The 14,502-nt window shown below is 22.6% G+C and carries 14 protein-coding genes; 9 read left to right on the forward strand and 5 right to left on the reverse strand.

Annotation, left to right across the window (positions count from 1 at the left end; translation table 11 throughout):
* The first annotated feature begins 211 nt into the window (after window positions 1-211).
* The gene (locus tag ACZ5EC_RS02280) at window positions 212-1,216 is read left to right on the forward strand and encodes an NAD(P)-dependent oxidoreductase (RefSeq protein ID WP_464303345.1); all 1,005 of its coding nucleotides are present in this window, start codon (window positions 212-214) and stop codon (window positions 1,214-1,216) included.
* A 4-nt stretch (window positions 1,217-1,220) separates the two neighbouring features.
* Window positions 1,221-3,074: an ATP-binding protein gene (locus tag ACZ5EC_RS02285; RefSeq protein WP_464303346.1), complete on the forward strand. Its 1,854-nt coding sequence runs from the start codon at window positions 1,221-1,223 to the stop codon at window positions 3,072-3,074.
* Window positions 3,075-3,090: 16 nt separating this feature from the next.
* On the opposite strand, the gene ACZ5EC_RS02290 is transcribed toward ACZ5EC_RS02285, so the two are convergent.
* Window positions 3,091-3,303 carry a nitroreductase family protein gene (locus tag ACZ5EC_RS02290; protein WP_464303347.1) on the reverse strand — a complete coding sequence of 71 codons (213 nt, stop codon included), beginning with the start codon at window positions 3,301-3,303 and terminating at the stop codon, window positions 3,091-3,093.
* Window positions 3,304-3,655: 352 nt separating this feature from the next.
* On the opposite strand from ACZ5EC_RS02290, the gene ACZ5EC_RS02295 reads away from it, so the two are divergent.
* The 4 genes from ACZ5EC_RS02295 (at window position 3,656) to ACZ5EC_RS02310 (ending at window position 6,151) form a co-directional block, all read left to right on the forward strand.
* Entirely contained in the window at window positions 3,656-4,144 is a 489-nt protein-coding gene (locus ACZ5EC_RS02295; RefSeq protein WP_464303348.1) for an RrF2 family transcriptional regulator, read from the forward strand.
* Window positions 4,122-4,667: a DUF1858 domain-containing protein gene (locus ACZ5EC_RS02300; protein ID WP_464303349.1), complete on the forward strand. Its 546-nt coding sequence runs from the start codon at window positions 4,122-4,124 to the stop codon at window positions 4,665-4,667. Before ACZ5EC_RS02295 ends, ACZ5EC_RS02300 begins: the two co-directional genes overlap by 23 nt.
* Window positions 4,668-4,909: 242 nt before the next feature.
* Entirely contained in the window at window positions 4,910-5,698 is a 789-nt protein-coding gene (locus ACZ5EC_RS02305) for a DUF438 domain-containing protein (protein WP_464303350.1), read from the forward strand.
* A 48-nt stretch (window positions 5,699-5,746) separates the two neighbouring features.
* Window positions 5,747-6,151: a PAS domain-containing protein gene (locus ACZ5EC_RS02310; RefSeq protein WP_464303351.1), complete on the forward strand. Its 405-nt coding sequence runs from the start codon at window positions 5,747-5,749 to the stop codon at window positions 6,149-6,151.
* A 64-nt stretch (window positions 6,152-6,215) separates the two neighbouring features.
* Here ACZ5EC_RS02310 and ACZ5EC_RS02315 read toward each other — a convergent pair whose 3' ends face one another.
* Together ACZ5EC_RS02315 and ACZ5EC_RS02320 are read right to left on the reverse strand one after the other, a co-directional pair.
* A complete protein-coding gene (locus ACZ5EC_RS02315) occupies window positions 6,216-7,643 on the reverse strand; it encodes an L-serine ammonia-lyase (RefSeq protein ID WP_464303352.1) in 1,428 nt (475 codons plus the stop codon).
* Window positions 7,644-7,710: 67 nt separating this feature from the next.
* Window positions 7,711-8,517: an SDR family oxidoreductase gene (locus ACZ5EC_RS02320; protein ID WP_464303353.1), complete on the reverse strand. Its 807-nt coding sequence runs from the start codon at window positions 8,515-8,517 to the stop codon at window positions 7,711-7,713.
* A gap of 374 nt (window positions 8,518-8,891) precedes the next feature.
* Here ACZ5EC_RS02320 and thpR point away from each other — a divergent pair, with 374 nt between their 5' ends.
* Both thpR and mltG read left to right on the forward strand, forming a co-directional pair.
* Window positions 8,892-9,419 carry an RNA 2',3'-cyclic phosphodiesterase gene (gene thpR, locus ACZ5EC_RS02325; protein WP_464303354.1) on the forward strand — a complete coding sequence of 176 codons (528 nt, stop codon included), beginning with the start codon at window positions 8,892-8,894 and terminating at the stop codon, window positions 9,417-9,419.
* An 83-nt stretch (window positions 9,420-9,502) separates the two neighbouring features.
* The gene (gene mltG, locus ACZ5EC_RS02330) at window positions 9,503-10,498 is read left to right on the forward strand and encodes an endolytic transglycosylase MltG (RefSeq protein WP_464303355.1); all 996 of its coding nucleotides are present in this window, start codon (window positions 9,503-9,505) and stop codon (window positions 10,496-10,498) included.
* A 15-nt stretch (window positions 10,499-10,513) separates the two neighbouring features.
* On the opposite strand, the gene ACZ5EC_RS02335 is transcribed toward mltG, so the two are convergent.
* Both ACZ5EC_RS02335 and ACZ5EC_RS02340 read right to left on the reverse strand, forming a co-directional pair.
* Window positions 10,514-11,632 carry a UDP-N-acetylglucosamine--N-acetylmuramyl-(pentapeptide) pyrophosphoryl-undecaprenol N-acetylglucosamine transferase gene (locus ACZ5EC_RS02335; RefSeq protein ID WP_464303356.1) on the reverse strand — a complete coding sequence of 373 codons (1,119 nt, stop codon included), beginning with the start codon at window positions 11,630-11,632 and terminating at the stop codon, window positions 10,514-10,516.
* A 518-nt stretch (window positions 11,633-12,150) separates the two neighbouring features.
* Window positions 12,151-12,711 carry a hypothetical protein gene (locus ACZ5EC_RS02340; protein WP_464303357.1) on the reverse strand — a complete coding sequence of 187 codons (561 nt, stop codon included), beginning with the start codon at window positions 12,709-12,711 and terminating at the stop codon, window positions 12,151-12,153.
* Between the two features lie 152 nt (window positions 12,712-12,863).
* Here ACZ5EC_RS02340 and ACZ5EC_RS02345 point away from each other — a divergent pair, with 152 nt between their 5' ends.
* Window positions 12,864-14,453 (forward strand): transglutaminase-like domain-containing protein, encoded by a 1,590-nt coding sequence (locus ACZ5EC_RS02345; RefSeq protein ID WP_464303358.1) that lies wholly within the window; start codon window positions 12,864-12,866, stop codon window positions 14,451-14,453.
* Window positions 14,454-14,502: the final 49 nt, after the last annotated feature.

Genomic DNA, 14,502 nt, shown 5'->3' on the forward strand with positions numbered 1-14,502 from the left:
TTAATTGATAATTTTTCTATGTAAATAGAAAAAGAATTTACAAAAATAAAAAATAATTTAATATTTAAATTACTAACAACTTAAAATAGTTCATATTAAAAAATGTAAAACTAGTATAAAATTTATTTGTAATTTAAACATTATTAAAAAAATATTGAAAATTATGAAAAAATATTTTTTATAATTTTTTTATATAAATATGGAGGAAATTATGAATTTAAAAGAGATTGATAAAATGATAGGAGAAAAAACAATTAAGATTGGCTGGATTGGAACTGGTGTAATGGGGAATCCTATGTGTGAACATTTAATTGATAATGGATATACTTTAAATGTATTTACAAGAACAAAATCTAAAGCTCAAAATTTAATTTCAAAAGGAGCTAAATGGTTTTCTTCTTCAATGGAAGTTGCATTAAATTCGGATATTATTTTTTCAATTGTAAGTTATCCAAAAGATGTTGAAGAAGTTTATTTTGGGGATAAAGGTATTTTTAAAATATTTGAATTGAAAAAGAATGGAAAAAATTTTAATAATGAAATTACAGAAAAAAAAGAAAACACTAATGAAAATAAAAATATCTTAAATCAAGAAATAAATAAAATTTTTATTGATATGAGCACCACAAAACCTTCTTTAGCTGAAAAAATTTATAGTGAAAGTAGAAAGTTTAATAGTTATTCACTTGATGCACCTGTTTCTGGTGGAGATGTTGGTGCTAAAAAAGCTACCTTATCAATTATGGTTGGTGGAGATAAAGAAATTTTTGATACAATTTTACCGCTTTTTAATATATTGGGGAAAAATATTGTTTATCAGGGTCCTGCAGGAAAAGGTCAACACACAAAAATGACAAACCAGATAACAATAGCTGGAACAATGATTGGAGTTTGTGAAGCCTTAATATATGGTCATAAAGCAGGTCTTGATATGGAAACAGTTTTACAATCAATTTCAAAAGGTGCAGCAGGTTGCTGGACTTTAGATAATTATGCTCCAAGAATTTTAAAAAGGGATTTTAACCCTGGTTTTTTTGTGGAACATTTTGTTAAAGATATGGAGATTGCCCTGGATGAAGCAAGACGAATGGAGTTAGCGTTACCTGGTCTTGCACTTGTTCATCAACTTTATGTATCTTTAAAAGCTTTAGGACACAGAAAACTCGGGACTCAAAGTTTATATTTAGCTCTAGAAAAAATTAATAATTTAAACTAGAAAAATGGCATTTTATAGTACTAAATCAAAAAAAAAATTTAATGACATTTTGACTGAATTAAATTTAAACCCTTTTGGTAAAGCTTTATATTTTAATTCTAATTGTAAGCATATAAACAATATGATTAAATATTTTCAAAAAAACTATTCTAAATTAGGATTTAAAGAAATTGAAATAATTAAAAGTAAATATGAAGAAGAAATTTATGAATTTATTGAAAACAGATTGTTAGAGGGATTAAATTATACAAAAGATTTTATAAAAATGCCTCAAAATTGGATTAGATTTGTAGATCTTGCTAATTTTATTTATAATGCTCATAATCTTTTTCCTAAATTAACAATTTACGAATGGGTTAATGTTGGTAAATTTATAATGGATGACTCAACAGTATTATTAATGAAGATTCTTGCTACGACTTTGAGTATAAAAAAATTATTTAAGAGAATTCAGAAGTATAATAATTTAAATAATGATTATACTTTTTTAGAGATGAAAAATATAATTAAAAATAAAGCTATTTTCAACTTTTATTATAATAATGATTGTAATATAATCTCACCAGGAGTAGCGCCTCATTATTTTATTGGAATTCTTATCTTAATACCAATTATTAATGGATTTACATATTCATCATATAAAATGATTTATAACCAGATGAAGCTAGAGAACATTGTTAATATGATTTATAGATTTTTAAAACCAGATCTCCATTTTAAAAATTCAGGAGATTTATATTTTAAAGATATACTTATTGCTAGAAAAATTCATATAAGTAGTTATTTAGATGATTTTGAAATCAAAGATTATTATGAAAAAAATAAATTGTATGAAAAAAATAATTACTACATATATAAAGTTGAAAACGATTTAATTGTTAATAAAATAGTTTATTTAAAAAAAGATGAATTGTTTAATTTCCCTTTTTCCAGATTTGAAATAAATTGGGGTAAAAGGAAATATTTCCAATTTATAAAAAAAATAATAGACATGAAATTTGGTTCCAATGATATTAATACATTTTATGAATATTTAAGAAATGAAAAAAAATTATTTTTTTCTTTTATTAATATTTATAATGAAAAAATAAATGATATTTTATCTTTTAATAATTTAAAAAATATGACTATAAAAGAAATTAGAGTGATGTTTCATAATTTAAATAATATGGTAACAAGTGTAGATAGCTTAAATCAACTTTCAAAATTCAAAATATCAAAATTAAAAAATGAAATTAAAAACAATAAAGATTATGATTTAAATTTATTTAATGATAAAATAAAAAGAGAATTTGAAGAAATAGAGGAATTGATTTCAAAAATTCATGATAGAATTGATATATTTAACAAAATAATTAAAATAAATTATCATAGAATAATAGAAAAAAATCAAAGTAATGATAAAAAACTTGAAGTTAATGAATTTTTAAAAAAGGAAATTAAATATATTGAATTTTCTGAGATATTTAAAGATATTAAATTTGAATTAAATATTGAGAAAAAAAAGTATTTTATAAATATTCCTTATGCAGATTTGTCTCAATATTTATATGAATTAATTAATAATGCTTCAAAAGCTTTAATAAATAATGAAATTAAAAAAATAGAAATAAAATCATATTTAAAAGGTGAATATGTTGTAATTGATGTTAAAGATAATGGGTATGGTATTAGTGAAAATGATATTTATAAAATATTTTTAGGTAAAAAAATAAGAAAAGAAAGAAAAGGTGATAATCTTGGTTTAATCGGTATTAAATCCGGTATTGAAAGATATAATGGATATATTGAAGTTGAATCTTATGAAAATAAATGGACTTCTTTTAGATTATTTATTCCATTATATAATAAAGATTAAATAAATTTAGTATTTATTAACAATATTTGTTATAACAAACAATTTCATCTAGCGATTTTCTTGATGTAGGATATTTTGTTGCTTCTGAATCAGGATACCCAAGGGGGGTTATTGCAACAACATTTATGTTATCAGGAATATTTAATAGTTTTTTAACTTGATCTTGATAAAATGCACCTAACCAACAGGTTCCTGATACTCTTTCTTCAATAGCTTTGCTAACTTCCATATGAACTCCATTTTTATTAATTTAATTAAATTTAAAATGTAGTTATTATTAATCAATGTTAATTTGTTGTTTTAGTCAAATAACAATGTGCATTAATTATGCTATATAATTAAAAACAATAATTAAAATAAATTTTTTAAAAAAAAATATTGACAATATAAAAGAAAAGTATTAAATTGTATTTAGGTATTTAAATACCATAATAATTAAATAAAATGTTTTATTTTCTTTATTAAAAAAATAAAATTAAAAATTAATAAAAATATTATTTTATAAAATCATATAATATAGAAAAAATAATAAAAAAAATTATAAGTTAAAGAAAGAGAATATATAATAAGAAAAGATAATTATGTTAGTAAATATTTCAGAAGCAGCATTATTAGGAATGTATAGTCTTACAGTTTTATATAAAAACAGGGATAACCCTTTACGGGTAAAAGAAATATCTTCAATTTTAGGAGCATCTGAAAATCATGTCTCAAAAATAATGCAAAGATTGCAAAAAGCTGGATGGGTTAATGCAATAAGAGGTCCAAAGGGTGGGTATACAATAAATGGTAACTTAAGTAATATTACAATGCTTGATGTTTATGAACTTTTTGATGGTAAATTAGTAATAAAAAACTGCCCAATGGGAAGAAAAAAATGCCCTTTTACAAAGTGTATTTTTAATCCTGTTATTTCTAAATTTTATATAGAATTTAGAAATTATTTGAAAAATATAAATGCTTCCAATATTGATAAGATTAATTTAAGAAATGATGAAAATAATATATTTTATAAAAAAGATACAAATTTAAAAGAAGGTGATAATTATGAGTTTTATAAAAGAAAATGATATTATTTATAATATTGTAAAGAAATATCCTGAAATCAAGGACACTTTGATAGAAATTTCTCCAAAATTTAAAAAACTTGAAAATCCTCTTATCTTTAATACTGTTGCAAAGTTTACAACAGTTGAAAAGGCTGCATCAATTGGAAAAGTCTATCTTAAAGAAATGTTATATAAATTAAATGAAACAATAGGGAAGGAAGAGGAGTATTTTAATTATGAAAAATCCAGGATTGTTAATATGAAAGATAATTTTTTAAAAAAATCTTTAGAAAATAATAATGAAAAACCTTTATGGATGGATAAAAAAGATAATTTTAAAATACTGGATGTTAGAAATCTGGGACATGATCCTTTTCCTGAGATAACAAATGAAGCAAAAAAACTTAAAACAGGAGAAGGTTTTATATTAATACAAACATTTGAACCATTACCTGTTATCAGTTATTTAGCAAAATCTGGAATAGAACATTATACAGAAAAAATAAAAGAAGATGAGTTTCATGTTTATTTTTATAAAAATTAGAAACTTTTTAAGTAGTTATAATTTTAAATGATTGTTTAAAACAATATCAAAGATAATTTAAATAGATAAAAATAATATATTTTTAAATTGGATAAATATAATATTTCAAAATAAGCGATAAACAATAAAATAAAAACAGTAACAATAATAAAAGAAATAAAATAGGTAAGACAATAAAAGAAATAAAAGATAATAAATAAAAATATATAATAAATATAAAAAAATAAATACAGGAGTTTTGAATGAGAAAAAATTTAGATGTTAGTTCTATTAATAATGCAAAAAATAAAGAAAAATTAAAAGTCATATTAAAAAATTTAAAATCTGAAATTGATAAAACAAAACTTAATAAATTAAAAGAAGAATTTAAGGATATTATAAAAGATGTTGATCCTTTGCTCATTGCTCAGGTAGAACAGGAATTAGTTAATGAAGGTCTCCCAATTGAAGAACTATCTAATGTATGTGACATTCATATGGAATTGTTCAAAGATCAAATAGAGAATCCTGATCTTAAAGTTCCTGAAGATCATCCTATTGCTTCTTTTCAAAGAGATCATAAGGTTATTTTAAAATTGATGAATGAACTTGTTGAATTAGTTAAAAAGGTATCTAAAAAATCTTCTTATGATGAAGGAAAAGAAGAATTAAAAGAGATTGAGATTATAATTAAAAAGCTACTTGAAGCTGAAAACCATAATGTAAGACAGGAAAACACATTGTTTCCAATTCTAGAAAGACATGGAGTTGAACAACCTCCAGCAATTATGTGGATGGAACATACTGATATGAAAAATTTAAAAAAGAAGATGTTGAAGCTTGTCCAGTCAAGAGATGAAAAATGGGATATATTTGTGAAATTACTATATGGAAATGCAATAAGTTTATTGGAACAATTTGGATTTCATACTCAAAAAGAACAAAATATTTTATATTCTATTGCTTTAGAAGTAATTACTGATGAAGAATGGAACGATATTAAAGAAGAATGTGATAATCTTGGCTATTTTGAAGACAAAATTGGAGAGTAATAAATAATTTGCTAAAATAAAAAATAATTTTTAAACGGAGGAATTATAATGAATTTAAAAGATTTACCAGTTGAAGTTGTTGAAGCTATGCTTGATAGTTTAAATATTGATATCTCATTTGTTGATGCACAAGATACTGTAAAGTATTTTAATACACCTAAAAAAGGAAGAGTATTTCCAAGAACTAAAATGGATTTAGGAAGGAAAGTTCAAAAATGTCATCCACCTCAAAGTGTGGATAAAGTAAATTTTATCCTTGATGGTTTTAAAAACAAAACAATGGATGAAGCTCCTTTCTGGTTTGAACATCATGGAAAATTTATTTATATTAACTATTATCCAGTTTATGATAATAACGGGAAATATCTTGGAACTTTAGAAGTTTTACAGGATATTACTGAACTTAAAAAACTTGAGGGAGAAAAAAGGTTACTGGATATCGATAAAAAATAAGTTAAAATAATTTGATGAAAATATATAAAAGGGAAACTTTAATTTTTATTTTAGTTTCCCTTTTTTAACATTTAAAAACTTTTGCAAGGCCACCTAAAGATGTTTCTTTATATTTATTGTTCATATCAAGACCAGTTTCTTTCATAGCATTAATTGCATTATCGAAACTTATATGATGTTTTTCATTGCTTAAAAGAGCAATATTTGCAGCATTTAATGCAGTTACAGCACCAACAGCATTCCGTTCAATACATGGAATTTGTACAAGACCATCAACAGGATCACAGGTTAAACCAAGATGATGTTCAAGTGCAATTTCAGCTGCATATTCAATTTGGTGCAATGATCCTCCTAAAATATAAGTTGTTGCTGCAGCTGTCATACTACTGGCTGTTCCTATTTCACCCTGACATCCTACTTCTGCTCCAGATATTGATCCATTTTTAAATATTACAGATCCAACTATTCCAGCTACAATTAAAGCTTCAATTATTTTTTTATCATTAAGAAAATACCTTTCTTTTAAAGTTTTTAATACAGCAGGTAAAACACCTGCAGAACCACAGGTTGGAGCTGTAACAATAACACTTCCTGAAGCATTTTCCTCTGCAACAGCAATAGCATAAATATTTGCTAATGTAATTGTATTTGAAAGAATTATTGAACTTCTGATTGATTTAATAAAATTATAATACAATTTTTTTGCTCTTCTTTCCAGTAATAGTGAACCAGGAAGTATCCCTTCAGTATTTAATCCTTTCTCAATAACATTTTGCATTATTTGCCACATTTCATTTAATCTTTTTTTAATAATATGTGATTTAAAATTATAAACTTTTTCATGTAATGAATAGAAAAAATCTATAATATTAATTTTATTGTTTTTACAATATTCAATAATTTGATTAAATTTATCAATTTTGTTGTATGCTGGATTTCCTTTTATATCTATTTTTTCTAAATTTAATTTTAAAAGTTTGTTGTTTTCAATTTTTCTAATATTTCCACCACCAATAGATATATAAGTTGAAGAAAAAATTGGGGTATTATTTTTATAAAGGGTAAATTCAATAGTATTAGGATGAGTTATTTTTGTAATATCTTTGTTCCAGATTATATCGTTTTCTGGATCAAATGAAATTTTTATATTTTTTAATTTTATAAATTTTTTATTTTTTGTTTCAAAAAATATATCTTTTATAGTATGTTTAATATTTATTTTATAATTTGTAAGACCAGCAACAGCTGCATAATGAGTAAGATGTCCTTTGCCGGTTAAAGCAAAACTTCCATACAGTGTAATTTTAATAGAAAAAAATTTGTTAATTTTGTAAATTTCATTTTGTTTATTTTGCTTATATTTATTATAAATTCCATTGATAATAGGGGTAATTTCTTTTACAAAAGATTTAGCACAATTTAATGCACCTAAGGTATGTGAAGAACTTGGGCCAATTCCTATTTTAAATATCTCAAAAATTGATGGTAACACATTACTTCCTTGCAATTTTATTACAATCAGTTTTTAGTACATTGATATTATTTTGCAATATATTAATTTATGATTTTTCAATTGTTTTTTTAGCTATTCTATCAACCAGTGATGGGTAAATTAATTTTAACCATACTCCCAGTTTCCCTTTTAATGTCATTACAATTTCCCTTTTCTTTTTCTCAATCCCCTTTACTATAATTTCTGCACATTTTTCTGCACTCATTGCTTTTTCTTCATTAATATGACTTTTACCAGCAATTTTACCATCCTGATTTAAAGCATTTTCTCTGATATTTGATTTAACAAATCCTGGAAATACAAGCATTACAGAAACATTATATTCCATTAGTTCAATTCTTAATGAATCAAAAAACCCTACAAGAGCATGTTTTGAAGCTGAATATCCAGTTCTTGTAGGTACTCCCCCTTTTCCAGTCAAACTTGATATAGTAATGATCATCCCTTTTGATTTTTTCAAATAAGGAAGCGCATAAAAAGTACAATAAACACTTCCAAAATAGTTAACATCCATAATTTTTCTAAATATGTCAGGATCTTTTATATTTTCAAATTTTGAAAACATTGTTATTCCCGCATTATTTATTAGAACATCGATTTTTCCAAATTTGCTTATTGTTTCTTCAATTAAATTTTTACAATCCTCTTTTTTTGAAACATCGGTTTTTATTGGTAATGATTCTCCTCCCTGATTTTCAATCATTTTAGAAATTGATTCAAGTTTTTCCAGACTTCTAGCTGCTAAAACAACTTTTGCTTTTTTATTAGCAAGATTAATTGCTAGTGCTTTTCCAATACCAGATGAAGCCCCTGTAATAATAACAACTTTGTTTTGTAAATTAAATTTAGCCATTTTTAGACCCCTTTTAATGTTTTATAAATAATATATTTTTAGTTAATTTTGCAATATTTATTGTTTTTCTTATTTTAGTTATTTTTTTTTTAAATTATTTTGTAATATAAAAATTTATATGTATTTTTTGTTTTAATAATTTTATAATATAAAAAATTTATACATATAATTTTTTGTTTCAATTAATTTTTAATAAATCTTTTTTATAAAATTTTAATCAATAATTTTTGATAAGTTTAGTTAATAGAAAATCTGTTTTAATTTAAGATTTATATTAATCAAAAAACTATTATTGTAAATTTTTTTTCTTTAAAAAAAAATAAAATAAATTAATTTTGATTTACAGATAACAAATTTATATTTAAGGTTACAATATGAGATTATTTTTAGCTTATGATATTGATAATGAAGCAAAAGAATATTTATTGTCTAAAACTAAAATATACAAAAAAAAATTTAAAAATATTAGATGGGTTAAACCTGGAAATATCCATTTAACATTAAAATTTTTAGGTGAATATGATGTTCCAGAAGATATTGTTGAGAATATTGAAAACTTAAAAACTTATAAAAAGATTGTTGATATTGATGACTATTTGAATGTTGAAAGAATATCCGGATTTCCTTCTATTAATAGAACCAGGGTTTTAGTCGCAATATTAAATGACAATGAAAAACTTATTAATAATTTTTTTGAAATTGATAAAAGTTTAGAAAAATTAGGTTTCAAAAGGGAGATAAGGGATTTTAAACCTCATATTACATTGGGAAGGATAAAATTCCCAATTAAAATGTTTGAACTTGAAGATGTTAAGTATTCAATTAAACTTTCTAAGTTGAAATTATATAGATCGATTTTAAAAAAGGATGGACCTATTTATAATGTTTTGCATATATTTTAATATATAAATATATTATTTTCTTATCAAAATATTTATATATTTACTATCTTAAAATTAATTTATGTTAAGAAGTGGAGTTTTTAATGTTTAAAAAGATTTTAATTTTATTTATAATTATAATTATATTTTCAGTATCTGTATTAGGAACTTATATTTATTATAATTTGTATTTTTATAAAATAAAAGGTGATATTGAATTTGAAGTAAAAAGAGGCTGGGGATTAAAAAATGTAATTAATGAATTGCATAAAATTGGTATAGTTCATAATATTATTTTTACATATTATCCCTATTTTTTAGCTAATAGAGATTATATTGCTAAAAATGGTGTTTACAAATTTGAAAACAACAGCAACTTAGTAGAAATATTATCAAAGATTAAAAATGGTGATTCAATTAAATACAAGCTAACAATCCCTCCTGGTTTAAATTTAAAAGAGATAGCAAGTTTACTTGAGAAAAAAGGAATAATGACTAAAAAGCAATTTTTAAATATTGCAACTGATAAACAATTTCTTAAAAATTACCCAATATATAAAGAGACTCTTGAAGGATTTATCTTCCCTGAAACATATATATTTAATTCGGATCTTTCAAATGAAGATGTTGTAAAAATATTTGTTGACTATTTTTTCAAGAAAGTTTCAGAAATAATTGATATAAAAAACTATTCTAAAAAAGATTTTTATAATAAAATTATTATAGCTTCACTTGTTGAGAAAGAAGCTATGGTTGATTTTGAAAGACCGATAATTGCATCTGTTATTTATAATAGGCTTAAAGCAAGAATGTATTTAGGTTTATGTCCAACAGTGGAATATGCAATTGGGGAACATAAGAAAAGATTAGATCTTGATGATTTAAAGGTTAAATCCCCTTTTAATACTTATATCCATAAAGGTTTACCACCAACACCGATTTGTAATCCATCTTTACAATCTATAAAAGCAGCATTTTTCCCGGAAAATACAAAATACTTATACTATGTTGCAAAATTTGATGGCACACATTATTTTTCAGAAACTTTTGAACAACATATTTATTATAAGAATTTGGTAAAAAGAGAAACCAGAAAATAAATTAAACTCATAATATTAGATAGAATTTTTTATAATATTAAAAATTATATCCTCTGCATGTGGGAATTTAATTTTTTCTAAATTGTTTTTTACCATATTATAAAATTCATTATCCAGATATTTTTCAATTGCATTTTTAAGTTCTTTTTCAAGATTGTTTTCATCAATTGAAATACACATGTTTCTTTTTTCAAAATATTTTGCATTTAAAATCTGTTCACCTCTTGTAGCTATTTGTAAAGGGATAAAAATAGCTGGTGTTTTAGATGCCATGATTTCAAAAACAGAATTAGCTCCTGCTCTTGATATAATAAGATAGGAATTTTGAAGAATTATATTAATGCCCTCGTTTATAAACTCTATTGGATAATAGGATAAATCTTTTTCAAGTTTAATATTGTTTTTTCCAGTTTGATGAATAATATTAAAATATTTTTTTAAAAAATTTATGTTATTAAAAACAAAATTGTTTATTCTATTAGCTCCTAAAGAACCTCCCATTATAAATAAAATTGGTTTTTCTAATGTAAATCCATATTGAACATTTAAATTAACTTTTTTTATTTCATAAAAATCTTTTCTAATAGGATTTGAAGAATAGATATATTTAGAGCTTTCATTGTTTTTAATTGAATCAGGAAATGAATAAAAAACTTTTTTAGAAAATTTTGCATTTATTCTGTTGGCTAAACCTTGTGTGTAGTCTGATTCATGAGTGTAACAATTAATTTTTAGAAGATATCCTGCTAAGAGAACTGGTACAGACACAAATCCCCCTTTGGAAAAAATAGCTATTGGCTTTTCTTTCAGGAGTATGAAAAAAGAGTATACAAATCCAATGATAATATTGAATATATCAATAATATTTTTTAAGTTTAAAAGACTTAAAATTATATTTTTACTTCTTCTAAATTTACCAGAAGGGATAAAATATTTTTTCCATTTTTCATAATTTGTTAGATTAGATTTTAAAATGTTACTTTCAAGTTCTTTCTTTTTTTTTGAACCAATCCAGAATATATTATAATTATTTTCAATAAATTTATTTGCAACAACAGTTGCGGGAATAACATGCCCTCCTGTACCACCACCTACAAAGCAGATTTTATTGTTTTTATGTCTTAATTTTACCATATTTACTACCTTTTGATTTTTAGATGTAGTTTTTTAAGTATTAAATTGTTATAAAACAAGATTAAATTTTTTAATTTAAATTGTATAAAAACCAGATTAAATATAAAAAATAAATTAAATTTTTTAATTTAAATTGTTATAAAAATAAAATTAATATTTTTAGTTTAAATATATATAACAAAGTAAACTTTTTAAATTGCTATATAAAAGAAATTAAACTTATAATTATTATAAAATAATAAATAAACTTTTTTAAAGAAAGATACATAAATTTTAAAAAATTTCCATAACAATATATTCTTTGGATTTATAAAGAGATTTCAATAAAAAATTAAGTATTGAATGAATTTTAAAAATAATATAAATTTGCCAAAATTATAAAACTCGAAAATTGAAATGGTAAATAACTAACTAAATAAATATATTTTGAAATAACTTTAAAATAACTTTAAAATAAATTTAAAACAGATAAGAAGATAATTTGTTATTTTATTAGTTATATGAAACTATTCAGAAATTTAAAATTCTTTTAGAATTTTAAATTCAGTATTTGTTACTTCAAGGTAAACACCACCTGATATGAAGTTTGGTGGGTTATGCTCAATATTAAATAATTTAAATTCAAATAACCTTAATAGATAATTGTTTCCAAATTTTTTAGAAAAAACAACCAGGATTTGATAATTATAACTTAATGAACCAATATCAATAATATCATAATAAAGTTCTTTAAATATTTTAAAATTTACATTTTGTGGCATCATATTTTCCATACGTAATTGAGGTATTTTAACAACATCACTAATACTTATTTCTTTAAACCCTTTATTTATAAAAACTGGAAGTAAAAATTGTTCAATGTAGTATTTTGAGACAATATATTCAAGATTATCGTTAAAAAAATATTCTATAATATAATAGTTGTTCTTAAATTTATAAGCCTTTTGAAAGTTAACTCTTTCTTTACTTAAAATTTTTAACTTTGTTTGGGAATATATATTAGATATATTAAAAAAAGTGATAAATAATAAAATTAATAAAATTATTAAAAAATAATATTTTCTTTTAAAATTACTCATATCTTTATATTAATCGGAACATTTTTCTTTTATTATTAAATCTTAACTTCACAAATTATAACAAAAGTATAAATATATAGAATTTTACATCACCAATTGATATTGATTTTAAAACTCAATATGATAAAAGTTAAAAAAAAGCAGGCAACATAATGAAGAAAAAACTTGTATTTATTCTTATAATTTTAATAATTGTAGTAGTTTTTAATAACTCGATAGTTTATCTTACTTCAGATTCAAAAACAAGGATAAGTTTTAATTTATATAGTAGTAAATCGATTATTCAATTAGGCAAAGCAACATACCTCGATCTAAAAATGTATTTACCTCAAAATTTTGAAAATTATAATAGCTCACAAACAATATCAGATACAAGTTTTTATATTAGATTATCTCCTAGAAAACCTAAGAAACAGGAGATTTATACAGACGATTTTGGTAACAAGATAATGCATGTTAGATGGGAAGGGATGAAAGCTATTACAATTGAACTTCAATTTAATGGTTTAATAACATCTTTTGCTAATTTTGATAGTTTTAATGATACTTTTCCAATAGATTTATCTTCATCTTCACAGGATGTAATAACATTTTTAAAACCAACTGAATTTACTCAAACAGATAAATATGAGATAAAATATCTTGCAAGAAAATTAAGTGAAAATGAAAATCTTGAAGTAAAGGTTATTCATAATATTTTTAATTGGGTTAAGTCAAATATTGAATTTAATCCTGATCACAAAAATTATGATGCTTTGTCAGTGCTCATTAATAGAGAAGGGAGCCGTGAGGGAATTTTAAATTTAATTGTTGCACTTTTAAGAGCAGCTAACATTCCAGTTAAAGCTTCTATAGGTTATAGTTTGCCTGCCAGTATCACCAGTTTTAAGGGATTAAGTTTAAAATTTGAAAAAGGGATCTATAGTTTTTTAGAAATCTATTTTCCTTCGAAGGGATGGTTGTATTTTGATCCATTTAAATATTTTGCATCTTCTTTTGTAAATTTTATAAAACTTGGATCGTCTTTAAACTTTGTAAATACAAACTATTTCACTTTTGAAACTGATGCTGAATCGCCTCAAATAATTGATAATGTTGAATTTAGCCCTTCAGAAGAGTCTATTGATTATAAAATGGAATCTTTAAATGAAGATAATAATAAAACAATTTGTTTCTATCCTGAAATTTTAAAACAATATAATTTGGATCCTATTAATTTAGATGATATAAATGAAGTAATTTCATATATTAAATATAAAAAAACAGATAAATCAAAAGATAACATTATTGATTATAGAAATAAAACTAATTTTATTGAACTACCATTAGTCCCTAGTAGATTTTATCAACCACTTATTTTGGATAAAGAAATCACTTTAGAAAAAATATCTATTCCATTCATTAAGTATAGTGGTAGTGGAAAATTAGCTGTATATATTTATAAAAATGTAGATGGTAAAGTTGGTGATGTAATTGGTAAATCATATATTAAAACATCTTCATCAATTAGTTATGGAGAAAATTCTTTTAAAGGTTTATATGTTTCATTTATTTTTCCTGAATTAAAATTAAAACCAGGGAAGTATTTTTTTAGAGTTGTACCTCTTTCTTCCAGTTTAAATGTATCATACTATGCAATGAATTATATGGGAGGTAAATATATTTCTTCAATGATTTACAAATACAAAAATATTTATAAAAAAACAAACTTTAATACTATTTTTAAACTTTATTATAAATAAGATTATAATTTTTAAACTTTATTATAAAAAGAGTATAACTTATAAAAAA

It is taken from the genome of Exilispira thermophila, from assembly GCF_055389015.1.